This is a genomic window from Micromonospora sp. NPDC049081, from assembly GCF_040648835.1.
In the GTDB taxonomy this organism is placed as follows: domain Bacteria; phylum Actinomycetota; class Actinomycetes; order Mycobacteriales; family Micromonosporaceae; genus Micromonospora; species Micromonospora antibiotica.
Genome location: NZ_JBEZEK010000013.1, coordinates 59,776 through 84,454 on the forward strand (window position 1 = coordinate 59,776; position 24,679 = coordinate 84,454).

Annotated in this window: 21 protein-coding genes and 1 riboswitch; of the genes, 5 read left to right on the plus strand and 16 right to left on the minus strand. The window is 73.0% G+C overall.

Features of this window, described 5'->3' with window-relative positions:
- The first annotated feature begins 56 nt into the window (after positions 1-56).
- Positions 57-872 (plus strand): SDR family NAD(P)-dependent oxidoreductase, encoded by an 816-nt coding sequence (locus tag AB0B63_RS19695; protein ID WP_357020572.1) that lies wholly within the window; start codon positions 57-59, stop codon positions 870-872.
- Positions 873-881: 9 nt separating this feature from the next.
- Here AB0B63_RS19695 and AB0B63_RS19700 read toward each other — a convergent pair whose 3' ends face one another.
- Positions 882-1,751 (minus strand): metallophosphoesterase, encoded by an 870-nt coding sequence (locus AB0B63_RS19700; RefSeq protein WP_357020575.1) that lies wholly within the window; start codon positions 1,749-1,751, stop codon positions 882-884.
- A gap of 181 nt (positions 1,752-1,932) precedes the next feature.
- Positions 1,933-2,022: riboswitch (ZMP/ZTP riboswitch) on the plus strand.
- An 18-nt stretch (positions 2,023-2,040) separates the two neighbouring features.
- On the opposite strand from AB0B63_RS19700, the gene AB0B63_RS19705 reads away from it, so the two are divergent.
- Positions 2,041-3,477 carry a glycine hydroxymethyltransferase gene (locus AB0B63_RS19705; RefSeq protein ID WP_219462414.1) on the plus strand — a complete coding sequence of 479 codons (1,437 nt, stop codon included), beginning with the start codon at positions 2,041-2,043 and terminating at the stop codon, positions 3,475-3,477.
- A gap of 338 nt (positions 3,478-3,815) precedes the next feature.
- Here AB0B63_RS19705 and AB0B63_RS19710 read toward each other — a convergent pair whose 3' ends face one another.
- The 6 genes from AB0B63_RS19710 to AB0B63_RS19735 all read right to left on the minus strand — a co-directional run bounded on the left by AB0B63_RS19710 (position 3,816) and on the right by AB0B63_RS19735 (position 10,365).
- Positions 3,816-4,067 carry a hypothetical protein gene (locus AB0B63_RS19710; RefSeq protein WP_089003913.1) on the minus strand — a complete coding sequence of 84 codons (252 nt, stop codon included), beginning with the start codon at positions 4,065-4,067 and terminating at the stop codon, positions 3,816-3,818.
- Between the two features lie 115 nt (positions 4,068-4,182).
- On the minus strand, positions 4,183-5,490 hold the full coding sequence (locus tag AB0B63_RS19715; RefSeq protein WP_357020580.1) for a PLP-dependent aminotransferase family protein: 1,308 nt from the start codon (positions 5,488-5,490) through the stop codon (positions 4,183-4,185).
- A gap of 4 nt (positions 5,491-5,494) precedes the next feature.
- A complete protein-coding gene (locus tag AB0B63_RS19720) occupies positions 5,495-6,562 on the minus strand; it encodes an alpha-hydroxy acid oxidase (RefSeq protein ID WP_357020776.1) in 1,068 nt (355 codons plus the stop codon).
- Between the two features lie 176 nt (positions 6,563-6,738).
- Entirely contained in the window at positions 6,739-7,788 is a 1,050-nt protein-coding gene (locus AB0B63_RS19725) for an alpha/beta hydrolase (protein WP_357020583.1), read from the minus strand.
- Between the two features lie 11 nt (positions 7,789-7,799).
- Positions 7,800-9,020 (minus strand): cytochrome P450, encoded by a 1,221-nt coding sequence (locus AB0B63_RS19730; protein WP_357020779.1) that lies wholly within the window; start codon positions 9,018-9,020, stop codon positions 7,800-7,802.
- A gap of 61 nt (positions 9,021-9,081) precedes the next feature.
- Positions 9,082-10,365 carry an SGNH/GDSL hydrolase family protein gene (locus tag AB0B63_RS19735; RefSeq protein WP_357020782.1) on the minus strand — a complete coding sequence of 428 codons (1,284 nt, stop codon included), beginning with the start codon at positions 10,363-10,365 and terminating at the stop codon, positions 9,082-9,084.
- A gap of 356 nt (positions 10,366-10,721) precedes the next feature.
- Here AB0B63_RS19735 and AB0B63_RS19740 point away from each other — a divergent pair, with 356 nt between their 5' ends.
- The 3 genes from AB0B63_RS19740 (at position 10,722) to AB0B63_RS19750 (ending at position 14,768) form a co-directional block, all read left to right on the plus strand.
- Entirely contained in the window at positions 10,722-12,338 is a 1,617-nt protein-coding gene (locus tag AB0B63_RS19740) for an AMP-binding protein (RefSeq protein ID WP_357020586.1), read from the plus strand.
- 293 nt (positions 12,339-12,631) lie between these two features.
- Complete coding sequence (locus tag AB0B63_RS19745; protein ID WP_208566802.1) at positions 12,632-13,837, plus strand: MFS transporter; 1,206 nt, start codon at positions 12,632-12,634, stop codon at positions 13,835-13,837.
- A 247-nt stretch (positions 13,838-14,084) separates the two neighbouring features.
- Complete coding sequence (locus tag AB0B63_RS19750; protein WP_208566500.1) at positions 14,085-14,768, plus strand: SGNH/GDSL hydrolase family protein; 684 nt, start codon at positions 14,085-14,087, stop codon at positions 14,766-14,768.
- Positions 14,769-15,067: 299 nt separating this feature from the next.
- Here the strand turns inward: AB0B63_RS19750 and AB0B63_RS19755 are convergent, their stop codons facing one another.
- From AB0B63_RS19755 to AB0B63_RS19795, 9 genes are all read right to left on the minus strand, one after another.
- On the minus strand, positions 15,068-16,426 hold the full coding sequence (locus tag AB0B63_RS19755; protein WP_357020590.1) for a hypothetical protein: 1,359 nt from the start codon (positions 16,424-16,426) through the stop codon (positions 15,068-15,070).
- Entirely contained in the window at positions 16,423-17,397 is a 975-nt protein-coding gene (locus tag AB0B63_RS19760) for a transketolase C-terminal domain-containing protein (protein WP_357020593.1), read from the minus strand. Before AB0B63_RS19760 ends, AB0B63_RS19755 begins: the two co-directional genes overlap by 4 nt.
- A gap of 1 nt (position 17,398) precedes the next feature.
- Positions 17,399-18,367, minus strand: coding sequence for a thiamine pyrophosphate-dependent dehydrogenase E1 component subunit alpha (locus tag AB0B63_RS19765; RefSeq protein ID WP_208566503.1), 969 nt, complete (start codon positions 18,365-18,367; stop codon positions 17,399-17,401).
- Positions 18,364-19,161 carry a DUF3050 domain-containing protein gene (locus AB0B63_RS19770; RefSeq protein ID WP_357020597.1) on the minus strand — a complete coding sequence of 266 codons (798 nt, stop codon included), beginning with the start codon at positions 19,159-19,161 and terminating at the stop codon, positions 18,364-18,366. The genes AB0B63_RS19765 and AB0B63_RS19770 overlap by 4 nt, the downstream gene beginning before the upstream one ends.
- Before the next feature lie 4 nt (positions 19,162-19,165).
- Complete coding sequence (locus tag AB0B63_RS19775) at positions 19,166-20,089, minus strand: phytanoyl-CoA dioxygenase family protein (protein ID WP_208566505.1); 924 nt, start codon at positions 20,087-20,089, stop codon at positions 19,166-19,168.
- Positions 20,086-21,195, minus strand: coding sequence for a 4-hydroxyphenylpyruvate dioxygenase (gene hppD, locus AB0B63_RS19780; protein ID WP_357020599.1), 1,110 nt, complete (start codon positions 21,193-21,195; stop codon positions 20,086-20,088). The genes AB0B63_RS19775 and hppD overlap by 4 nt, the downstream gene beginning before the upstream one ends.
- A 70-nt stretch (positions 21,196-21,265) precedes the next feature.
- A complete protein-coding gene (locus AB0B63_RS19785) occupies positions 21,266-22,525 on the minus strand; it encodes a beta-ketoacyl-[acyl-carrier-protein] synthase family protein (RefSeq protein ID WP_357020602.1) in 1,260 nt (419 codons plus the stop codon).
- Positions 22,522-24,138 (minus strand): class I adenylate-forming enzyme family protein, encoded by a 1,617-nt coding sequence (locus tag AB0B63_RS19790; RefSeq protein WP_357020605.1) that lies wholly within the window; start codon positions 24,136-24,138, stop codon positions 22,522-22,524. Before AB0B63_RS19790 ends, AB0B63_RS19785 begins: the two co-directional genes overlap by 4 nt.
- Positions 24,135-24,659, minus strand: a complete 525-nt coding sequence (locus AB0B63_RS19795) for a beta-ketoacyl synthase chain length factor (protein WP_357020787.1) — start codon at positions 24,657-24,659, stop codon at positions 24,135-24,137. Before AB0B63_RS19795 ends, AB0B63_RS19790 begins: the two co-directional genes overlap by 4 nt.
- Positions 24,660-24,679 lie beyond the last annotated feature (20 nt).

The following is a 24,679-nucleotide window of genomic DNA, read 5'->3' on the forward strand; positions in this document are numbered from 1 at the left end:
GTCCACGGTCGACGTCCGGTGCCGAACGGGGGCCACCGGGCGGGAAAGGGGGTGGCATGCGGGTCATCGTCATCAGCGGCGGCACCGACGGCATGGGCCGGGCGACACTGGAGGCCCGGATCCGCCGTGGCGACGAGGTCGTCGCGATCGGCAGCAACCCGGCGAAGGGGCGGGCCGTGCGGGCGCGCTCCGGCCGGGTGCACTTCCTCCAGGCGGATCTGCGCTCGGTGGCGCAGACCCGCCGGGTCATCGACACCATCAGGGGTCGGTGGCCGAGGGTGGACGCACTGGCCCTGTTCGCCAACCGGCAGTCGCCCCGGCGGGTGGTCACCGACGAGGGCCTGGAGCAGACCTTCGCGCTGTACTACCTGAGCCGCTACCTGCTCAGCCACGGTCTACGCGAACAGCTCGACGCCGCCGAACGGCCGGTCATCGTCAACGTGGCGGGCGTCGGCACCACCAGGGGGTCGATCCGCTGGGACGACCTCCAGCTCACCCGGAAGTACGGCATGGTCGACGCGCAGTTGCAGGCAGGGCGGGCGAACGACCTGCTCGGGGTGGACTTCGCGCAGCGCTCCGGCTCCCGGGCACGGTACGTGCTCTACCACCCCGGCTTCACCCGCAGCGGTGACCTGTCCACCATGCCGGCGGCGGTCCGCGGGGTGATCCGGGCGGCGTCGGTCGTCGCCCGGCCGGTCGAGAGGTCGATCCGCCCCGTCGTGGAGTGGATCGACGATCCACCGGCGGACGCCCTGACCGCCAGCGACCGGGGCAGACCCGTCCCGCTGTCGGCCACGACGCTCGATCCGGCCGCCGCCCGCCGCCTCGGCACGGTGACCGACGCGCTGCTCACCCGCCTGCACGCCGGCTGAGCCGATGGCTCACCAGAGGGGTGCCGGCGTGCCGGTGGGCGCGGGCAGGATCTGCCGTACCCGCCCGGGGGGCACGCTGCGCTGACGCCACTCCCGGGGGTAGCCCACCGAGACCTCCTCGAACCGCACCCCGTCCTTCCAGGTGGTACGGGGGATGTGCAGGTGCCCGTAGACCACGGTGGTGGCGGCGAACCGGCGGTGCCAGTCGGCGGTCGCCTCCGTCCCGCACCACTGGGCGAAGATCGGGTAGCGCAGCACCTCGGTCGGGTGGCGGTCCAGCGGCCAGTGGTTGACCAGCACGGTGGGCAGCTGCGGGTCGCGGGCGTCCAGGCGACGGGCGGTCTCCGTCAGCCGGGCCGCACACCACTCCTGCCGGCTCGGGTACGGGTCGGGGTGCAGCATGAACTCGTCGGTGCAGACGATCCCGGTCCGGTACGCCTCGGCCAGCGCCGCCTCCCGGGTGTCGAAGCCCGGCGGTCGCCAGCTGTAGTCGTAGAGCAGGAACAGGGGTGCCACCAGCGCCGGGCCGCCCGGCCCTCGCCACACCCGGTAGTCGTCCTCGGGGGTGACCACGCCCAGGTCCCGGCACCGCCGTACCAACAGCTCGTAGCGCTCCACCCCGCGCAGGGTCACCGGGTCGGCCGGCGGGGTCCACAGTTCGTGGTTGCCCGGCGCCCAGATGACGGTGTCGAAGCGTTCGGCGAGCGTGCCGAGCGCCCACTCGATGTCGGCCACGGTGTCCGCCACGTCACCGGCGACGATCAGCCAGTCCCGTGGCGAGGTGGGCCGCAGCGCCTCGACCAGGGCACGATTCTCCGCGTACCCGATGTGCAGGTCGCTGATCGCGACCAGACTGCCCTCGGTGTCCTCCCCCAGCATCCGCCGATCGTACGCAGCCGACCGCCCGGCGTGGGGCCACCGCAACGGCCACCGCAACGGCGGTGGCCGGCCGACCGAGCTGTTACCGGGACACCGGAGCTCCGCACGATCGGAGAACCCGGCCGGCTGCCCGGCACCGGCAGGTACGCACGGGCAGCCCGAACGGCACCCGGTAGGATCGTCGGTGGGCCGTGACTGGCGCGTGGGGATGGAGCACCATCGGGAAGCGGCCCCGTCATGAGGACGCACGCCGAGCGCCTGGGCCTTCCGCACGTCACCTGGAGGTCGCATGTCGCGTAACGCCGAATCCACCGCTTTCCTCAGCGCGCTCGAGGTGATCCGGGCGGTCGAACCCCGGGTGGCCGACGCGATCGGCGCGGAGCTGACCGACCAGCGTGAGTCGTTGAAGCTGATCGCCAGCGAGAACTACGCCTCCCCGGCGACCCTGCTGACCATGGGCAACTGGTTCAGCGACAAGTACGCCGAGGGCACCGTCGGCCGTCGCTTCTACGCCGGCTGCCAGAACGTCGACACCGTCGAGGCGCTCGCCGCCGAGCACGCCAAGGCGCTGTTCGGGGCCTCCCACGCCTACGTGCAGCCGCACTCCGGCATCGACGCCAACCTGGTCGCCTTCTGGGCGATCCTGGCCGACCGGGTCGAGTCCCCCGCCCTCAAGAAGGCCCAGGTACGCCAGGTCAACGACCTGACCGAGGCGGACTGGTTCGCGCTGCGCCGCGAGCTGGGCAACCAGCGGATGCTGGGCATGTCGCTGGATGCCGGCGGGCACCTCACCCACGGTTTCCGACCCAACATCTCCGGCAAGATGTTCGACCAGCGCAGCTACGGCACCGACCCGGCCACCGGCCTGATCGACTACGACCGGGTCGCCGAGGCCGCCCGGGAGTTCAAGCCGCTGATCCTGGTCGCCGGCTACTCGGCGTACCCCCGGAAGGTGAACTTCCGGATCATGCGGGAGATCGCCGACTCGGTCGGGGCCACCTTCATGGTCGACATGGCGCACTTCGCCGGTCTGGTCGCCGGCAAGGTCTTCACCGGCGACTTCGACCCGGTGCCGCACGCGCACATCGTCACCACCACCACCCACAAGTCGCTGCGCGGACCGCGCGGCGGCATGGTGCTCTGCGGCCCGGAGCTGGCCGACCAGGTCGACCGGGGCTGCCCGATGGTGCTCGGCGGTCCGCTGCCGCACGTGATGGCGGCCAAGGCGGTCGCGCTGGCCGAGGCCCGCCGGCCCGACTTCGCCGACTACGCCCAGCGGATCGTCGACAACGCCCAGGCCCTCGCCGAAGGGCTGCTGCGCCGGGGCACCACCCTGGTCACCGGCGGCACCGACAACCACCTGGTGCTGCTCGACGTCTCCGGCTACGGTCTCACCGGCCGGCAGGCCGAGCAGGCGCTGCTCGACTCGGGCATCGTGACCAACCGCAACGCCGTCCCGCAGGACCGCAACGGCGCCTGGTACACCTCCGGCATCCGGATCGGCACCCCGGCGCTGACCACCCGGGGTCTGGGCACCGCCGAGATGGACGTCACCGCCGAGCTGATCCACACCGTGCTCAGCCAGACCACGCCGGGCGCCAACGCCGACGGCACCCCGTCCAAGGCCAAGTACGTCCTCGACCCGGCGGTCGCCGACAAGATCAGCAAGCAGGCCACCGACCTCCTCGCCGCCCACCCCCTCTACCCCACCATCAACCTGGGCTGACTGTAAGGCTGGCCCGGCCCCGCCGGGCCGGGCCCCGCCCCGCCCCGCCCCGCTCCCTCGCGTTGATCAAGAGGTTTAGGTCACGAAAGCCCTCATCAGTGACCCAAACCTCTTGATCACCGACCCTCACCACCGTGCCGACCCCACCACCGTGCCGACCCCACCACCGTGCCAACCCCGACCAGGGACAGCCGGAGGGTGTGGGGGCCCGGGGTGGGGTGCTGGGGTGATCAAGAGGTTTAGGTCAGGAAAGGTGGTTCTGGTGACCTAAACCTCTTGATCAACCGGGAGACCGGGGGTGGGGAGGGGAGGGACGGGGACGGGCGGGCGGGGTGGGGTCAGGGGAGGGGGCGCTTGAGGTGGTAGCGGTGGACTTCGGTGCTGCCCTGGATGTTGTTGACGTCCTCGGCGGCGGAGACCAGCTCCCAGCCCTCCCGACCGACCCGGTTGAGGTGGGCGATGGCGGTGTCGCCGTAGGCCGTGACGTCGGTGCGTGAGCCGTCCGGGCCGTACCAGACGAACGAGACGTGGAACTGGCGTCCCTGCCCCTGGTAGCGGCGGACCAACAGGGCGTACTCCCAAGCGATCATGCGTCCATTATGGCCACCGGCCCATCCGCCGCACAGCACGGGAGGTGGCGGTTCGATGACACGCGGTGCCGGTCGGCGCGGTGACCGGGTCGGCCGGAGCACGGCAACCGCGCGGTCAGCGGAGGCCGGTCAGTTCGTCGGTGATCAGGGCGGCCAACCTGTCCAGCCCGAGGTCGATCTGCTCCGGGGTGACGGCGCTGACCGACAGCCGCAGCGCGTCGACCGGGCGGCCGTCGTCATAGAAGTGCGCCATCGGCGTCCAGAGCACGCCGTACCGCTGCGCGGAGCGCCGCAGCAGCGTGTCGTCGACCGGGAACGGCACGGTGACCACCACGAAGAAGCCGCCGGCCGGGGCGTTCCAGCGCACCGGCGAGCCGGCCGGAAAACGTCGCCGCAGGCCGGCCAGCAGGTGGTCCCGGTTGCGGGTGTACGCCGCCCGTTCCCGCCGGTTCGCGGCCACCAGTGAGCAGGCGTGCTCCAGCAACGCCCCGCCGATCACGGCCTGGGCCAGGGGCGACGTGTTCACCGAGACCATACTCTTGATCTTGGCGAGCTGGTCGGCGAACAACCCCACCGCACCGTCGACCCCGCCGATCCGCTGGTCGGCCACCAGATAGCCGATCCGGGCCCCGGGGAGCACCGTCTTGGCGAACGAGCCGAGGTAGACCACCCGGCGTCGGGTGTCGAGCGCCTTGAGCGTCGGCACCCGGTCGGCGTCCCCGGCCGGGAAGAGGCCGTACGGGTTGTCCTCGATCAGCAGCAGGTCCTCCTCGACGGCCAGGTCGAGCAACCGCCGCCGGTCGGCCACCGGGATGCTGGTGCCTGACGGGTTGGCGAAGTCGGGCATCACGTAGCAGGCCCGGGGCCGCAACCCCTCGTCGCGCGCCCGACGCACCTGGGCCCGCAGGTCGGCCAGGTCGATTCCGGTAGGGCCGGCGGCGACCGGGCGCACCGGCAGGTCCACCAGCCGGGCCGCGCCGGTCAGCCCCACGTACGTCGGGGCGACGGCGAGCAGCACGTCGGTCGGGCCGGCCCGTAACGCCCGCAGCACCAGCAGCATCGCCTCCTGGCAGCCGACGGTCACCACCACCGCCTCGTCGTCGACGTGGACGTCCTCGTCGACGGCGAGGTTGCGGGCGATCAGATGGTGGATGATCCCCTTGGTCCGGCCGTACTGGAACAGGGTGCGGCGGACCTGGTCGGGGCTCTGCCCGAGGTCGTCGGCGAGGTGCCGGCGGAACCGGTCCAGCCAGCGGCCCGGCGCGTCGTCGTCGAAGAACTCCTCGTAGGGTCGCCCGGCGGCCAGCGACACCGCGTCGGGCCAGTGCTGGGACACCTCGTTGAGGAAGTTCATCGAGTTCAGCGCCGGATCGTCGACCGCCGGGTGCAGGGTCGCCAGGTCCAGGTCCACCAGATGCTCCAACGGGTCAGCCTCCGGTCAGGGTACGCAGCCGCCGGGCCTGCCCCGGGTCGGCGCAGCCGGTCAGGGTCAGCGCGTCGCGCAACTCGACGGCGAGCAGGTCGAGGGCGGCCCGCGCGCCGGCCCGGCCACCGGCCGCGAGCGCCCACAGCATCGGGCGGCCGAGCAGCACCCCCGTCGCGCCGAGGGCGAGCGCGCGCAGCACGTCCGTGCCGGACCGTACCCCGCTGTCCAACAGCACCTCGATCCGCTCGCCGACGGCCGCGACCACCTCGGGCAGCATGGTGGCGGTGGCCGGTGCACCGTCGAGCTGCCGGCCGCCGTGGTTGGAGACCACCACGGCGTCCACGCCGACGTCGGCGGCGCGGACCGCGTCACGCGGGTCGAGGATCCCCTTGACCAGCAGCGGCAGCCGGGTGCGTTCCCGCAGCCAGGCCAGGTCCGCCCAGGTCAGCGCGGGGGCGAAGGCGGCTTCGGTGTGCGCGGCGATGGCGGACACCCCGGGCGTGCCGGTGTGGGCCAGGTCGTCGCGGCCGGCAGGCAGGTTGGCGGCCGTCACCTCCGGCGGCAACGCGAAGCCGTTACGCACGTCGCGCAGCCGCCGGCCGAGCGCCGGCACGTCGACGGTGACCATCAGCGCGGCACAGCCGGCAGCCTGCGCCCGGTCGAGCAGATCGGCGACCAGACCCCGGTCGCGTAGCCAGTAGAGCTGGAACCAGACGGGCCCGTCGGTGGCGGCGACGACCTGTTCGATCGGGGTGCTGCTCAACGTGCTCAGCACATAGGGCACCCCCGCTGCGCCGGCCGCCGCCGCGAGCGCCGGTTCGCCGTCGGGATGCAGCAACCGTTGGTACGCCATCGGCGCGACCGCCACCGGCATCGCCTGTTCCCGCCCGAGCAGCACCGTGTCGGTGCGGGGCCGCTCCACCCCGGTCAGCACCCGGGGTAGCACGGCGACCCGGTCCAGGGCGGCCCGGTTGGCGGTGAGGGTGGTCTCGACGCCGCTGCCCCCGTCGAGAAAGTCCCAGACCCCGGGTGAAAGGGTCACCCGGGCCAGGTCGGCGAAGTCCGCCAGGCTGACCGGCGGCCGGTCCGCCCGGCCGGCCCACCCGGCGGTGGCTGACCCGGCACCGACCGACCCGACGGAATCCGAGCCGACGGTGGCCGAGCCGACGGTGGCCGAGCCGACGAGTGCCGAGCCGACGGAATCCGACCCGGCTGCGGCCGACCCGGCGGTGCGGGGGTGCTCCGTCACCGGGCGTCCCCGACCGTGGCGGTGGCCGGGGCATCCGCCGTCGGGGTGGGCAGCCCGAAGACCTCCCGGAGGAAGGCGGCGGCCTCGTCCTGGGCACGCCGACCGGCGTCGAAGACCCCGGGCATGGCGAAGAAGCCGTGGATCATGCCGGAGTAGCGGGTGGCCCGCACCGGCACGCCGGCCTCGCGCAGCCGCTGCGCGTACCGCTCCCCCTCGTCGCACAGCGGGTCGTGTTCGGCGGTGACCACCAGGGCCGGCGGCAGGCCGGACAGGTCGTCGGCGAGCAACGGCGAGGCCAGCGGGTCGGCCGCGTCCGCCGGGTCGGCCAGGTAGTGACCCCGGTACCAGTCGACGGAGTGCCGGTTGAACAGCAGCGGGTCCTGCTCGTCGGCGGCGGCCCGGGGTTCGGCGTCGGTTGCCGGGTCGGCGTCGGTTGCCGGGTCGGTGCCCCGGCCGGGGCGCGGGCGGTCGGCCCGCTGGTCGGTGTTCGGATAGACCAGCAGCTGCCCGGCCAGCCGGGGGCCGCCCTCGGCGCGGGCCAGCAGGGTCACCGCCGCCGCCAGGTTGCCACCGGCGCTGTCCCCGCCCACGACCAGTCGCTCCGGGTCCACCCCGAGGTCGGCGGCGTGCTCGGCCAGCCACCGGGTGGCGGCGTGGCAGTCCAGCACCGCCGCCGGGAACGGGTGCTCCGGGGCCAGCCGGTAGCCGACCGTCACCACCTGGCAGGGCGTGGCGTTGGCCAGCCGGCGGCAGATCCCGTCGGCGGTCTCCACGCTGCCCAGCGTCCAACCGCCACCGAAGAAGTAGACCAGGGTGGGCAGCGGGCCGTCGCCGGCCGGCCGGTGCACCCGGACCCGCAGGTCCCCGGCGGGGCCGGGCACGGTCGTGTCGCGTACCTCGTGGACCGGCTCGACGTCGCCGCCGCCGGCCCGGATCGCGGCGAGGTCGGCGGCGCGGGCCTCGGCGAGGGTCTGGGTGTACAGCGGTGGGGTGCCGGCGGCGGCCCGCGCGGCCCGGTAGGCCACCACCTGGGGATCGAGGGACATGGGATCGGCTCCTATCCGCCGGTGGTGACGAAGAGCTTGTCGATGCCGCGCAGGAACAGGCTCCCGCTGTAGTCGGGCCGCTGGCTGACCGCGAGCCCGGGGAACCGGGCGAACAGCCGGGGCAGGCCGATGCGGCCCTCCAGGCGGGACACCGCCGCGCCGAGGCAGAAGTGCGGGCCGACGCCGAAAGCCAACGACGGGGGGCCGTCGCGGCGCGGGTCGAACCGGTCCGGCTCGGGAAACCGGTGCGGATCCCGGTTGGCCCCGGCGATGATCAGCAGGACGTTCTCGTCCCGGGCGACCGGTACGCCGCCCAACACGGTGTCCCGGGGCGCGGCGCGGGCCAGGAAGTGCACCGGGCTCTGCAGCCGCAGCACCTCGTCCACGCAGCCCTGCGCCAGGGTCTCGTCACCCGGCAGCGCGGCCACGGTCTCCGGGTGGGCCAGCAGCACCGGCAGGCCGTTGCTGAACATGTAGACGGTGGTGACGAAGCTGGCGTTGAACAGCACGATCAGGTTGCTGATCAACTCCTCCTCGGTCAGGTCGACCTCACCGGAGTCCAGCGCCTCGACCAGCCCGGAGATCAGGTCCTCGCCCGGCTGGCGGCGACGGTGCGCGATCAGGTCCCGGTAGAGCGCCCGCAGCTCCTCGGCAGCCTGGTTGGCCAACGCCAGCCGCTCCGGGGTCTTGCCCGCCACGTCGAGGAACTCGTCGATCCAGTCGACCCGCTGCCGGTACCAGGCCAGCTCGCTCTCGGGCAGGCCGATGAACTCGGCCATCACCAGTGCCGGCACCGGGTAGGCGAAGTCCGCGACGAAGTCGACCTCGGAGCCGTCCGCCCCGGCGTCGGCCATCCGGTCCAGCAGGGCGTCGACCACCCGGACGATCACCGGTTCCAGCGCGCCGAGCCGGCGCGGGGTGAACGTACGGGAGAACACACCCCGCATCCGCCCGTGGTCGGGGGCGTTGACGAACATCATCGACGACTGGAAGGTCCGCAGGATCTCCTCGTCCTGCCAGCCCGGTGGGGCCTGCTTGTACCACTCCGGGTCGCGCAGCACCTGGTCGACCAGGTCGTAGCCGACGGCCACCGCGCTGACCGTGCTGTGCTCCGGGCGGTTCGGGATGACGCTGATCGGCCCGTGCTCGTGCAGGGCCGCATACCACGGATAGGGGTCCTGCCGGCCGGCCTCGCTGTAGAGACCGGTCAGGATCTTGTCGACGTCCACGATGGTGCTTCCTCCCCAGGAATGACCGGGGGGCGACGGGGTCACCCCCGCCGCCCCACCGGTGTCACAGACCGAGCAGTCGAAGTGGTACGGCATCCGCCAACGCCTGGTTGCCGGCGTCGTTCGGGTGGATGTGGTCACCGGCGTCGTACGCGGGCAGCAGCCGGCTCGGCTGGGCCGGGTCACGCAGCACCGCGTCGAAGTCGAGCAGCCCGTCGAACTCGGCCGCCCCCGGGCCCCGCAGCCAGGTGTTCACCGCCTGCCGGGTGGTCTCCTTCTCCGGCGTCCACACCCCCGGGTTGCCGTGCCCCTCGTACGGGGTGAGGGTGACGGCGAGGCTGCGCAGGCCGCGCGCCTTGGCCTGCTTGTTGATCTGCCGCAGCGAGGCGATGATCCGGTCGGCGGAGTCGTCGGACATCCAGATGTCGTTGATGCCGAGGTGGGTCACCAGGGTCTTCACACCGGTCTGCGGGAAGACGTCCTCGTTGAGCCGGGCCAACGCGTTCGGACCCAGCTCGTAGTAGCCGGGGAAACCGCCCGCGCCGGGCTCGGTGCCCTCGTGGTTGAGCCGGTTGCCGGCCAGGCTCAGGTTGAGCACCCCCGGGGTACGCACCTCGGGACGGGCGGCGACCAGCCGCCCGGCGAGCAGCTCCGGCCAGCGCTTGTTGGCGTTGACGGTGCTGCCGTTGGCGTCCCCGATCGAGTCGCTGAGCACCACCACCGCACCGGGGTTAGCCGGACGCAGCACGTCGATGCCGGACAGGAACATCCAGCAGCAGTCCGGACGGATGGTGAAGCCGGCGCCGTCGGCGGCGGTGGTCAGGTCGTTCGCCCCGATGAAGGTGGTCACCTTGGACTGGCCGTGGAACGTGACCGGCCCGGTGAGCACCGGGAAGTGCAGGGTGACGACCAGGTCCTCCTGCTCGGCCACCTGGTAGGTCAGCGGGTCGCTGAGCAGCTCGGCGCCCTTGTTCATGGTCGCCGAGGTGGCACCGCCGAACTTCAGCTCCCGCAGGGTGCCGGGCAGGATGTCCGACCGGTCGGTCAGGGTCGCGGTGTTCGGGCGGGCGACGGTGGCGTGCCCGACCTGCACCGCCTGCTCGCCGTAGAGGTTGCTCAGCCGGACCCGCAGCCGCTCCCCGCCCACGGTGGTGCGCACGGTCATCCGGATGCTCTGGTTGTTCAGGCCGGTGTTGGTCAGCCCGGCGGTGTTGCCACGGGTGACCGCCGCGGCCCACGTACCCGCCCACTGCGGCCGGGCGGCTGCCTCGCTGCCGGCGTCGGACGGTCCGGCGCTGGCCACCACCGCCGGGGCGCTCACGACCAGCAACACGGCCGCGGACGCTATGACCTGCCATCTCTTAGGGGTCGACATTGAACCTCCATGTTGGGCCGCCCAGGGCCGGCGCCCATTGACGGCACCGCCCGGACGATGGTCCAGAAACCTAGCGGCGACGTCTGACAGGCGTCAATCAACCCGATAGACATGATCAAAAGTCCATGATGGCCGGTCACTCGCCGTTCGGCTCTGTCCCCCGGCGACACCGTCGGCCTAGGCTCGCTAGCGGCGGCGGTGCGGTCGCCCACTTCCCGCACCCCGTCGCGGGCCGGGCTCTGAACTGCTCGGACGCCATCCCGGCCGGTCGCCACGGCGGGTCCCACCGGGCCGCCGACGACCCGCCGCATCGACCTGGGGGCTGTGCGATGACCGACGGGGCCGACCGATCCACCACCTACGTGCACGACGCGCTGGAGTTGTTCGCCGGGTTCGGCGACCGGGAGGCGCTGGTCGGCGACGGCCGGCGGCTGACCTACCCGCAGGTCGCCGCCGAGGTACGCGGGCTGGCGCACGCCCTCACCCGCCACGGGGTACGCCCCGGCTCGGCGGTGCTGGTGATGCTCGGCAACGCCGTGGAGGGCCCGCTGCTCCAACTCGCCCTGCACCTGCTCGGCTGCCGGACGATGTGGATCGCCCCGGTGACCTCCCGGCGGGAGATCGACGAGTTCGTCCGGCTGGCCCGCCCCGACGTGTTCGTGCACCACGCGTACGCCCCGGACGGGCTGGGTGACCAGATCGCCGCGTCGCTGCCCGGGGTGCCGGTGCTGCGACTGGGCATCGAGCTGACCGCCACCACCCCGCCGGCCGACCCGGACCCCGCCACCACCCCGGAGGTCGGCGTGGGCCTGAGCGCCGACGACCCGTCGGTCGGCCTGCCGGCCGGGGTGCCCGTGCCGGAGTCGTTCCTGCAGACCAGTGGCACCACCGGCACCCCCAAGCTGGTGCACCACCGGGAGAGCTTCTACCGGCAGGTGCTGGCGCTCGCGGCCGACTTCCGGGCCGCCGGCTTCCCCCTGCTGCGGCACCTGTCACACTCCCCGATGTGGCTGGCCAGCGGGCAGATCACCACCCTGTTCAACCTGTTCACCGGCGGCGTGCTCTTCCTGCGCCAGCAGTGGGACCCGGCCGCCTTCATCGCCACCGTGGACGCCGAGCGGCTCACCTCCACCTTCGTCACCCCGCCGATGCTCTACGAGGTGCTCGACCATCCGGCCCTGCCCGGCGCGGACTTCTCCGCCATGTTCATGTTCAACGTGGGTGCCGGGCCGGCCGCGCCCGCCCGGCTGCGCCAGGCCATCGCCCGGTTCGGCCCGTGCCTACGCATCGTGTACGGCCTCAGCGAGGCGGTGGTGATCTGCGCCCAGCCCGGCCTGACCGAGGACCCGGCACACCCGCAGCGGCTCGGTTCCTGCGGCCGGCCGTACGGGGACGTCACCGTGGAGATCCGCGACGCCGACGAGCAGGCGCTGCCGGCCGGCACGGACGGCGAGGTGTGGGTGCGGACGAAACTGAGCTTCCACGGCTACCACGGTCAACCCGAACTGACCGCCGAGACGCTCGTCGACGGCTGGGTACGCACCCGCGACATCGGCCACCTCGACGACGACGGGTTCCTCTACCTGGTCGACCGGTTGCAGGACCGCATCCTCACCCGGCAGCGCAGCTGGCCGATCTACTCCCGGCCGATCGAGGACGTCCTCGCCGGGCATCCGCAGGTACGCGCGGCGGCGGTGATCGGGGTGCCCGACCCGGTCGCCGGGGAGCTGCCGTACGCGTACGTGGTGCGGACGCCGGGGGCGACGGTGACCGGGGCGGAGCTGATCGACCTGGTCACCGCCGAACTGAGCGACACCTGGGCGCCGGGTGCGGTGGAGTTCGTCGACGCGCTCCCCCTGAACAGGTCGGCGAAGGTGGACAAGCGGGCGCTGCGCGAGCGGTACGCCACCGGCGCTCCCGCCGATCCGGTCGGCAGCCCATCGTGACCGCCGACGCCGACACCGGCCCCCGTACGGCCACCCACGCCGCCAGCGACCCGGCCGACGGCGACCCCCGCACTGCCACCCACGCCGACGGCTACCCGGCCGACGGCGACGCCGCCGGGGCTCCCGGCGGGGCGTCGGGCCTGCGGGCGGCAGCCGACCCGACCGGTCCCGGACCGGCCACCGGTGAGGAACACACCGGAGCGGGTGGCACCCAGGCGGGTAAGGCGGGGGCGGGCGACACCGGGTCACTCGCCGCGCCGCCGGGCCCCGAGCGGCGGGCCGCCCGGCGGGAACTGGTCACCCTGGTCGCCGCCGACCTGATCTCCAACCTGGGCAGCCGGATCTCGGTGATCGCGATCCCCTGGCTGGTGCTCACCACCACCGGCAGCCCGGCCAAGATGGGCATCGTCGCGGCAGCCGAGTTCCTGCCGTACATGCTGTCGAGTTCGTTGGCGACGCCGTGGGCGGACCGGTTCGGGGTACGACGTACCTCCATCACGGTGGACGCGGCGAGCGCGGCCGTGATCGCGGTGGTGGCGCTGGCCCCGTGGCTCGGCTTCGGGGCGCTCGTCGCCCTCGTCGCGGTGGCCGGCGGACTGCGCGGCATCGGCGACCGGGTCAAGCACGTGATGTTCCGGCCGGCCGCGCAGCGTGCCGGGGTGGAGCTGATCCGGCTCACCTCCGCCTACGACGGGCTGGCGCGCGGGGTGGCGCTGTTCGGCACGGTCATCGGCGGTCTGCTCATCGACTGGGTGGGGGTGACCCGGGCGATCTGGATCGACGCGGGCACCTTCGCGATCTGTGCGCTGCTGGTCGGGGTGCTGGTACGCCCACCCGCCAGCGACGCGCCCGCCGCACCCCGGGAAGGCTACTTCCAGGCCCTGCGCACCGGGTTCGGCTACCTGCGCACCGACCGGGTGCTGCTGACCATGCTGGTGGTGGTCTCCACGCTGAACATGTTCGCCGCCGCCAACACCGCCGTCTGGGTGCCGCTGTGGGTCCGCGACGAGTTCGGCGACCCGGCCGGGTTCGGCCTGGTGCTCGGGGTGTTCGGCGGTGGCGCGCTGCTCGGCAACGTGGTCTTCACGATGCTCGGCCCCCGGCTGCCCCGGACCCTGATCTTCGCGGCCGGGGCGGCGTTGAGCGGTGCGCCCCGGCTGCTGGTGCTGGCGCTGACCGACCATCTGGTGGTGGTGCTGGTGGTGACGTTCCTGTCCGGGATCGGCATCGCGGCGGTCAACCCGCTGCTCGGTGCGGCCCTCTACGAACGGGTGCCGGACGCGTTGCAGACCCGGGTGCTGGGGATCTCCGGCTCGCTGGCGTTCGTCGGACTGCCGGTGGGGGCGCTGCTCGGCGGCTGGTCGGTGGCGGCCCTCGGGCTGCGGCCGGCGCTGCTGGTGATGGCGGTGGTGTGCGCGGTGCTGACCGTGGCGCCGCTGGTCGCCGGGCCGCTGCGGATGGGGCGGTCCACCCCCGCGCCACCCACCGCCAAGGCCTGACCCGGGCCCAGAGGGTGTACGGCGTCGAGTGCCCGACCCAGGGCCCGGCTGACCGCCGTCGAGAGCCGACCGGGGCACGGGTGACCGCCGTCGAGGGCCGATCCGGGGCAGTGTGACCGCCGTCGAGGCCCCACCGGGGGCACGGGTGACCGGCGTCGACGCGAGTCGGCGCACCGGGACGACCATCAGGCGATCCGCCCGGTCGCAGTGATCGACCAGGCCGGTACGGTCGGCTAGATTGCCGGCCATGTCATCGATGTTGACCGAGGCCACCGATCCGTACTGCCTGCGTGAGGGGGAGAGTGCCGCGCTGCTGCGCGACCATCCGTGGCACCGGTTCGTGGTGCTCGGCGACAGCGTCGCGGAGGGCATGTGTGAGCCGGTCGAGGGGTACCCGGACGTGCAGTGGGCCGACCGGATCGCGGCCGAACTGGCGGCGGTACGCCCCGCGTTGGCGTACCTCAACCTGGGTCGGCGCGGGCTGCGGGCGCAACAGGTCCGGGCGGGCCAGCTGGACCGGGCGCTGGCCTTCTCCCCCGACCTGGCGCTGGTGGTCTGCGGCGGCAACGACGCCTTCCGCACGGCGTTCGACCCGGACGCGGTCGACACCGAGCTGACCGCGATCGTCGGCGCGCTGCGCGACGCCGGGGCCGACGTGATCACGGTGGGCATGTTCGACGTGTCGCACAGCCCGGCGGTCCCGGCGGCGCTGCGGCCCGGCCTCGGTGCCCGGATGCGGCTGCTCTCCTCGCGTACCGGCCGGCTCGCCGACCGGCTGGGCGCGCTGCACGTGAACCTGACCGACCACCCGGCCGGCACCGACCCCTCGATGTACAGCAGCGACGGACGGCACGGCAGCGCCCGCAGCGACGCCATCGCCGCCGCCGAAACCATCCGCCGCCTCGCCACCCACCTCGGCACCCACCCCTGACACCCCACCGCCCGCCAAAGCTCAACCGGCCCGCCGGGGCCAACCGGCCCGCCGAGGCCCGGCCTACCCGCCGGGGCCCAACCGGCATGCCGGGGTCGATCAAGAGGTTTACGTCATCCGAAGCCGCTATCCCGCCCTAAACCTCTTGATCACCGCACCCCAGCCCGGCCAGCGCCGGGTGATCAAGAGATTTGCGTCAACATTCCGCGATCTGGTGACGCAAACCTCTTGATCACCGGGGCCAGGGGGCGAGGGCGGGGCGAGGGGGCGAGGGCGGGGGGCGGGGCAGGCGGGGTGGGTCAGGTGGTGAGGAGGATGCCGGTGAGGAGGACGCCACGGGCCAGGTTGAGGACCTCGTCGCAGCCGGGGAAGCCGACCCGGGCCAGGGCACCCGAGCCGGTACGGCCGAACAGGTACGGGGCGATGCTGTAGGGCACCTCGGCGGTGACCGTCTCACCGGTCTCGATCTGGACGAAGTCCATCTCCACCCGGTCGGCGGGCCAGTACCGCTGGAGGATGTCGCCGCCCCGGTCGAGGGCGGCGCGCAGGCCCTCGGCCCACTCCGCGTCGCCCATCTCCCGGCCGATGAGCACCCCGTGGCCGGCCGAGCCGTCGGCCGGCTTGACGACCAGGTTCTCCCGGTCGGCAAGTGCCCGGTCCAGTTCGGCGGCGGTGAACGCCACGGTGTGCGGCACGTACCGGCGGACCAGGGCCTGGTCGTCGGCGGAGAGCAGGTCCAGGTCTTCGTAGAGCCAGGCGAAGTTGATTTTGTTGCCGAGCAGCCAGGCGGCGGTGCTGACGAACATCGGCAGGGTGCCGGCGTCGAGCGCCCCGGCCACCGCGTCCAGGCCGGCGCTCGGGGTGACCCGGTTGGGCACGAAGAGCCGGAACAGCGCGTCGACCGGTGCGCCGCCGACGACCAGCCGCTTCGCGTCGTCGAGGGTGGCCGTGGCGACCGGGGCGATCACCAGGTCGATGCCGAACCGGCGGGCCTGGTCGATCAGCGGCGAGAGGATCTTGATGAAGTCGTCCGGGGTCTCCAGGCCGGGGTAGTCGGCGTCGAAGTCGAGCAGCAGCGCCACCCGGGCCCCGTCGGGCAGGGACAGCCCGTCGCGGATCGCCACGAACCGCTGGTCCAGCAGGGAATCCGCCGGCCGCACCGGCAGCCCGTCGAGGATGCCCCGCTCCTGGTAGAGCGCCGCGTACCGGCGGACCACCGTGTCGGCGTCGAAACCACCACCCAGGCTGCTGTCGATGTTGTACTCGACGATCCTCGGCACCCCACCGGAGATCAGCACGTCGGGCCGGTAGGCGGCGAGCAGCTCCTCGGACAGCTCCTCGGACTCGTCGAGCAGCCGCGTCGCCCCCGCGGGCACCCCGAGCAGCCGCTGCAGCTCCCCGGCGGTGCGGGCCCGCCGCCGGCAGGCGTCCAGGATGAGCTGGGCGATCCGGTCGCAGACCTCGTTCAGCTCACGGAACGCGTCCGCCGGCATGACCGGGGGCCGGGCCAGCCGCCACTGCTTGTTGTACGTCGCACAGCCGTAGAAGATCTCCCGCCAGGCGGCGGCCCCGCTGGACACCATCGCCGTACGGGCCGGCTCCGGCAGCTCACGCCACGCCTGACCGGGCTCGGGCCAGAGGTAGTTCGGATCGGTCATGATCTGTCCTTCATGGTCAGTTGGATGGCGGCGGTGAGTTGCTCGCGGCCCGGCTGCACGGCCCGGTCGAGCACCGGCGCGAAGGGCAGCACCGCACCGTCCGGCCGGGTGACCCGGCGTGGCGGCGCGACCAGCGGCACCCGCTCCAACACCGAGGTGATGATCTCGGCGGCGATGCCGCAGGACCGGTTGGAGTCGTCGACCACCACCAGCCGGCCGGTGCGGGACACCGAGTCGACCAGGCCGTCGAGGTCGAACGGGTAGATCGTGCGCGGGTCGAACACCTCCACCGACACCTGGTCGGCCAGCTCCTCGGCGACGGCCAGCGCGTCGTGCACCAGGTGCCCGACGGCGACGACGGTGACGTCGTCGCCGGCCCGGCGGACCACCCCGCGCCCCAGCGGCACCGGGGCGAGGGTGGCGAAGTCGACGTCGTCGCGGACCTCCAGCGCGGCGGCCGGGGCGAAGACCACCACCGGGTCGTCGTGCCGGATCGCCGAGGCCAGCAGCCCGTACGCGTCGGCCGGGGTGGCCGGCACCACGGTGACGATCCCGACGTGCGCGAACAGCGAGTACGGGTGGTCGGAGTGCTGCCCCGCCCAGCCGGTACGGGAACCGGAGCCGGGCACCAGGTAGGTGACCGGCACCGAGCACTGCCCGCCGGTCATCATCGGGAACTTGTGCGCGTGGTTGACGATCTGCTCGAAGACCAGGAACAGCAGGGACGGGATCTGGAACTCCACCACCGGCCGCAACCCGGCCAACGCGGCCCCGGTGGCGAAACTGGTGAACGCCTGCTCCGACAGCGGGGTGTCCAGCACCCGGTCCGGTCCGAACCGCTTGAGCAGGCCCGGGGTGACGTTGGACGCGCCCACCCGGATGTCCTCGCCGAGCAGGAACACCGACTCGTCCCGGGTCATCTCGTCGGTCAGCGCCCGGGTGAGCGCCTTGCGGTAGGACAACCGTGGCATCTCAGGAGCCTCCCCGGGCGGTCAGCCCACTGGCGTACAGGTGGTCCAACGCACCGGCCGGGTCCGGTTCGGGGCCGGCCAGGGCGAACGCGACGGCCGCGTCGAGGGTGGTCTCCACCTCGGCGTCAACCGCCTCCCGGTCGGCCGGAGACAGCCGGGCACCCTGGATGTCCACCGGGTCCCGGGACCGGCCGTCGGCCACCTCCTGCGGCGTGCGGTACGCCAGGCGTACCGCGTGTTCGAAGGTGTGGTGGGCGTCGAACCGGTAGGTGCGGGCCTCGACCAGCTCCGGCCCGCCGCCGTCGCGCATCCGCGCGACGGCGGCGGCCGTGACCTGCCGGACCGCCTCCGGGTCCTGCCCGTCGACGACGACGGCCGGGATGCCGAACGCCTCGGCCCGCCCGGTGATGGTGCCGGCGACCGCGCCGGCCACCGGCATGGTGGTGGCGTAGCCGTTGTTCTCGCAGACCAGCAGCACCGGCACCCGCCAGAGCGCGGCCAGGTTGAACGCCTCCAGCAGCATCCCCTCGTTGACCGCGCCGTCACCGAAGAAGCTCGCCCCGACCACGGGGTTGCCGCGCTGCCGGTGCGCCCACACCGCACCGGTGAGGATCGCCGGGGACGCCCCGACGATGGCGTTGGCGCCGAGCACCCCGATGGAGAGGTCCGCGGCGTGCATCGAGCCGCCCCGGCCCCGGTTCAGTCCGGTTTCCCGGCCGCACAGTTCGGCCATCATCCGGGCCGGGTCGGCACCCTTGGCGAGCACATGGCCGTGCCCCCGGTGGGTGCCGGTGACCAGGTCCCCCGCGTCGAGTGCGGCGCACACACCGGCGGCGATCCCCTCCTGACCGAGGTAGGGGTGGATGCCGCCGACGATGTGCCCGGAGCGGACCAGGGCGATGGCCCGCTCCTCGAACCGACGGATCAGCCGTACCGTGCGGTAGAGCCGGGCCGGGTCGGCGTCGGTCACCGGTCGCGGCCCTCCTTGACGGCGGCGAGGATGTCGTCCCAGAGCTGCGCGCGGGCGGTCAGCGCCAGGTTGACCGTGTCGGCGCACTCCTGCCACTTGGTGTCGTCATCGCCGCACAGGTCGGCGAGCATCTGCATCGCCATCGGGGTGTGCTGCTCACCGTCGACCTCGATGTGCCGCTCCAGGTAGTCGACGAAGGTGTGCAGCCGGTTGCTGCGCTCGTTGACGGCGACGACCTGGGTGAACATGTCGGGGATCAGGTCCTCCCGGCCGAACGCGAACGCGGCGGCCTGACAGTGCACCGGCGTCGACTCGATGATCTTCCAGGTGGTGGCGGCGAACGCCCGCGACGGTGCGGGCACACCCGCCTCGACCAGCGCGTCGGTCACCGACGTGCCGGCGCGCAGCAGCTCGACCAGCCGGTCGACGGCGGTGGTGTCGGCGCCCGCCTCGCCCATCCCCCGCACGTACAGCTCGAAGTGGCTGATGAAGCCCTCGCCCAGCTCGTCGCTCTCCTCCACCATGACGATGTCGTTGATCAACCGGCGGCTGCCGGTCGGCCCGGTGGGGATCCACGGCACGTCGACGCAGGTGAGTTGCCGCTGCAACGACTTCAGCAGGGACATGAAGTCCCAGACCGCGAAGACGTGGTGCTCCATGAAGGTGACCAGCGCCTCGTGGGTGTCCAGGTTGGCGTAGAGCGGGTGCTTGACCACCACGTCGCGGCGGTCGGTCACCGCCTTCTCCAGCCGCTCGATGCCCGGGTGTGTCTTGCCCCAGTCGTACCGTGACATGTTTCTAGCCTTCCTGCTGGGCGCGCTCGCGCCAGATGACCGGGCAGTAGTCGGGGTCCGCGTAGTCCGGCCGACCCTCGGGGGTACGGCGGACCAGCACATCGTGGTTGTACGCGGCGAGGGTGCCGTCGGAGAGCGGGAACTCCCGGTGGGCGTTGTCGCCGTCCTGCAGGTGCAGCGAGATCGCCCGGCGCGGGCGTCCGCTGACGTTCGCGCCACTGCCGTGGTAGGTGCGGCAGTGGTGGAAACTCATGTGCCCCTTGGGGATCACCATCGGGATCTTGCGGATCTGTGCGCCGTTGTGCGCCGCGTTCTCGGCCAGCATCTCCTCGAGCTGGTCGCGGTCCCGATCGGCGAAGTGCCGGACCACGGTGTCGTCCGCGCCGATCTCCGACCACCGGTGCGAACCGTCGACCATGGTGATGGTGCCCATCTCCTCCCCGCAGTCGTGGAACGGGATGAACGCGGTGAGCATCCGCTCCGACGACGAGGACGACCAGTAGTGCTTGTCGAAGTGCCAGGGCACGATGTTCGACGGTTCACCCGAGATCGGCGGCTTGTAGATCAGCGTGGACTGGAAGATGCGGATCTCGTCGGCCTGCGCCAGCCGGGCGGCGACCGCGCCGATCAGCGGCTTGCGCAGGATCGCGGCGATCCCGTCGTGCTCGTAGTGGACGTAGTCGTTGTGCCGCTGCACCGGCCCCTTCGACGGGTCCCAGTAGGCCAGCTTCGGCGGACGCACCGGCAGGGTGCGGTCCCGCTCACCGTCGTAGTAGCGGTCGGTGGCCGCGGTCAGGGCGTCCACCTCGGCGTCGGTGAACAGCTTCTTCGTCAGGTACCAGCCGTGCTCGGCGTAGTGCCGCACGTCCTCCGCCGAGGGGAGCAGTGACTCCTCCTCGGCGGTCAACGTCGGATGTGTCGTGGTCATGCCCCTACTCCTCGTGCCGTGCCGACCGCGACGGCGGGGGTCGCCCCCGCCGCGGCCAGCTCCCGTTCCTTGGCCTCGTAGAGCGCCCGGATGTTGCCGCTGCCGAAGGTGCGCGCCCCCCGCCGCTCGATCAGCTCGAGGAACAGGGTCCGGCGGACGTGCATCGACTCGGTGAAGATCTGCAACAGCTGCCCGCCATGGTCGGCGTCGACCAGGATGCTGAGGTCCCGCAGCCGGTCCAGCGGCGCGTCCACCTTGCCGACCCGCTGCTCCAGGGTGTCGTAGTAGGCGGCCGGGGTGCCGGCGAAGCGCACCCCGCGGGCGCCCAGCGCGCCGACCGCGCCGACGATGTCGTCGGTGCGCAGCCCCAGGTGCTGCACCCCGGCCCCGTGGTGCTCGGTGAGGAACTTGTCGATCTGACCGGGCCGCCGACCGGCGTCCGGCTCCAGCAGCACCAGGGTGACCCGCCCGGAGGCGTCCTGCACCACCTTGGAGTTCATCGCCTGCCCGGCGACCTCGATGTGCTCCTCGAAGATCTGTGCGAAGCCGAACACCCGCTCGTAGAGCGCGACGGTGTCGTCGAGCTGACCGGGCGGCACGCAGACCGCCAGGTGGTCGATCTCGGCGAGCAGCTGCGGGTCGGTCCCGCCGGCCGGGGTCGCCTCGATCGCGCCGGGCAGGAAGTCGTCCCGGTCGCCGCGCCGCTCCACCAGCCGGTGCAGCACGTCACCGAAGCCGCCCACCTCGGCGGTCACCACCTCGGCGTCCGCGCCGGTCCAGGTGCGCGGCGGCGTCACCGGCGTCGCACCCCGGGCCACCAGCTCCGCGTACGCCCCGGCGGCGTCGCCGACCTCCACCGCCACCACCGCGATCCCGTCACCGTGCCGGGACACGTACGTCGAGGCGGGATGGTCGGCGGTGAGCCCGGAGGTCAGCACCATCCGGATGTCGGCCTGACCCAGCAGCAGGGAACGCTGCCCGACCAGCCCGGTCTCCGGACCGCCCTGGCCCCGCAGGGTGAAACCGACGGCGGTCCCGAAGTAGAAGGCCGCCTGTCGGGCGTCCCCCACGTACAGTTCAATGTGGTCTATGCCACGAATATCCATCTCTCCAGCCCTTCCCCATGTCCCCCCGTGACTGCCGTCCGGGCGCGTGCGGCCCGGGTCGCAGCGTCGATCACCTCCCCGGCCCGGCGGGCCGGACGCCAGCCCCGGTGGTACGCCGCAGCAGCAGGCTCACGTTCTGCCCGCCGAATCCGAAGGAGTTGGTGAGCGCGAATTCGGCCCGGCTCGCCCGTGGCACGTCGCGGACGTGGTCAGCCGGGCAGTCCGGGTCCGGGTCGTCCAGGTGGTACGTCGGTGGCAGCAGGCCGGCGCGCAACGCCAACGCGCAGGCCGCCGCCTCCACCACCCCGGACGCGCCGAGCAGGTGCCCGGTGAGCGCCTTGGTGGAGCTGACCGGCACCCCGCCGACCCCGAAGACCTTGCCCAGCGCGGTGCTCTCGGCGATGTCACCGAGTTTGGTGCCGGTGCCGTGGGCGTTGACGTAACCGACCTCGGCCGGCGGAACGTCGGCCCGGGCCAGGGCCTGCCGCATGCAGTCGGCCGCCCCCTCGCCGTCGGGCCGGGGCATGGTCGGGTGGTGCGCGTCGGTGGTGCTGCCGTAGCCGGCCACCTCCGCATAGCTGCGGGCGCCCCGGGCGGCGGCGTGCCCGGCCCGTTCCAGCACCAGCAGGGCGGCCCCCTCGGCGAGCACGAACCCGTTGCGTCGCCTGTCGAACGGCCGGCTCGCCTCGCTCGGGTCGGCCCAGCCCCGGGCCAGCGCGCGGGCGTTGCCGAAGGTGTCGGCGAAGGTCGGGAAGAGCGGCGCCTCGCTGGCCCCGCAGAGCACCACGTCGGCCTCACCGGCCCGGATCAACCGGGCCGCGTCGGCGACCGCCTGGGCCCCGGAGGCGCAGGCCGTGCCGACCGACGAGCTGTAACCCCGGATGCCGTGGGCGATGGCGATCCGCGCCGACGCCATGTTGGGCAGGATGCCGGTCAGCAGGTACGGGCTGACCGCCGCCCGGCCCCGCTCGGTGCGGGCGATCACCTGCTGCTCCAGGGTGGACATCCCACCGACCCCGCCGACGATGACGCCGATCCGCGCCGGGTCGACGTCCCGGCCCACCTCGATGCCCGCGTCGGCGAGCGCTTCGGCGGCGGTGATCAGGGCGAACAGCACGACCCGGTCGAGCACCTTGGTCTCCGGGCCGGTGGCGACCGTACGCGGGTCGATCGGCGGGAGCACCCCGGCGACCTCAAGTGACTCCCGGGCCGGGTGTCCCTCGGGTGGCCGGCTCAACCCGGACGTGCCGGTGGTCAACGCGGCGAAGGTGGCGTCCACCCCCCGCCCGACCGGGCTGAACAGGCCCATCCCGGTGATCACGACGGTCATGATGACGACTCGGCGAGGTAGCGTTCGCGCAGCGCCACCTTGCGGACCTTGCCGGTGACGGTGACCGGGATGTCGTCGGCGCTCACCGGCACCACCCGACGCAGGGTGGCTCCCACGTCCGCCCCGAGCGCGGCCCGGATCGCCTCGGTCCGGTCGACGGTCGGGTCCGCCCCGGCGGCCAGTTCCAGCAGCACGTCGGTGGTGACCGTGTCACCGTCGGCGACGATCAGCACCGTGCAGTCGGTGACGTCGGGGCAGGCGGCGAGCACCCGTTCCTCGGACAACGCGGTGAAGTAGCGCCGCCCGTCGGGCAGCGTCACCGAGTCGACCGCTCGGTCCAGGTGGTAGTAGCGGCCGTCGGCGTCGGCGTGGACCAGGTCACCGGTGAGGTACCAGCCGCGCAGCCGGAACCGGTAGCTGGTGACCGAGTCGTTCCAGTAGCCCCGGAACAGCGACGGCGAGTCGATGCCGAGGAAGCCGACCTGACCGGGAGGCAGCTCGTTGCCCTCGGCGTCGAGGACGGCCACCCGGGCGAACCGGTAGGGGCGGCCCACGCAGCGGCCGTACCGGTCGGTGTCGGTGGTGTGCGTGATGTGGAACATCGAGTGCCCCATCTCGCTGGAGCCGAGGCCGTCGATGAACACGGAACCGGGGACCCGGGTGACGCCCTGCCGGGTGAACACGTCCCGCGAGCCGACGGCGACGAGCCGGCGCACGTGCGGCTCGTGCGAGCAGTCGCCGGTGTTGAACCACAGCCGCACCGAGTCCAGGTCGTACCCGCTCAGGTCGAAGCGGGCCAGCTCCGCCCAGGTCATCGAGAAACCGAAGACCCCGTCGGGCCGCCACTGCTGGATGGCGTCGAGGACCCGCTCGCCGCCCTGCTCGGACAGCAGGAACATCTCCGCCTGGTTGCCCAACGCCTGGTTGACCATGAGCACCGTCGCGGTGTGCGGGGCGGGCAGCGCGTTGAGGATCCGCCGGGTGCCCTGCGCCTGCGGCATGGACAGCAGGTGCCGGGTGGCGGCGAAGAGGCTGGCGTGCGAGTGCAGCACCGCCTTCGGTACCCCGGTGGTGCCGGAGGTGTGGGTGATGACGATCGGGTCGTCGGGGTGGTGCCGGTAGTCGGCCGGGGCCTGCGCCGGGTCACCGCTGCCGGCCTCCTGCGGGGTGCCCAGCAGCGGTGCACCGAGGTCGTGCCCGGCCAGCAGCTCGGTGTGCGCGGCGTCGGCGAGCACCCCGGCACCGCGCAGCCGGCGGATGTACTCGGCGGCGATCTCGGGGCGCAGCTTGCCGTTCATCAGCGCCGGGATCGCGCCGAGCCGGGCCAACGCCAGGAAGCTCAGCACCATGTCGGCGGCGGCGGTGGCCCAGACGGCGACCGGGTCACGGGGCCGCACCCCCCGGTCGTGCAGCCAGGCCGCCCGGGCGGCGACCCGCTCGTCGAGCTGACCCAGGGTGAGCGGCTGCCCGGCGGGGTGCCGGTCGACCGGGGTGTCGAAGGTCAGCCCCGGCCCCTGCGGGTCCGCACCGTGGGCCAGCACCCGGGCCAGCACGTTTCCCGCGCCGAGCTGCGGATCGGCGGCGAGCGCACCCCGCAGTCCCTTCGTCCTCATTGACTGTCTCCTCCCCCCAGCAGCACCGCGACCGCACCGGTGGGCGTCGCGTCGGGTGCCTCGTCGATCAGGACCAGCAACGCCTCGTCGGCGTCACCGTCGTACAGCAGCAGTTCCCCCTCGGCGGTGGCGTCGGCCCGGGGGTCACCCGTCGGGCTCAGGCACACCACCGGACCGGTCAGTCCCCAACGGGCGGCGACCTGCCCGGCGACGCTGTTGGGCACCGACTGGAAGAAGAACAGTGGACCGACCCGCCCCCCGGCGGCGACGGTCGACCGGACGTGCAGGGCGCTGGGCCGGTCCCCGGCGGCGCTGACCAGCACCACCGCGCACCGGGAGCCGGCCGGGGCCGGGCTCGGGCGACGTTCCAGGCACCGCCCGGCCGCCGCCGCGACCAGCGGCGCGAACGCCGAGTGCACGAACCCGGGCAGCGGCGGTGGTGGCCCGTCGCCCGGTTCCGGCCAGCGCGCCTGCGCCAGCACCCGGGGTGCGCCGTGGCCGGCCGGACGGCCCGGGACGATCCCGTGCCCCGGGCCGCGCG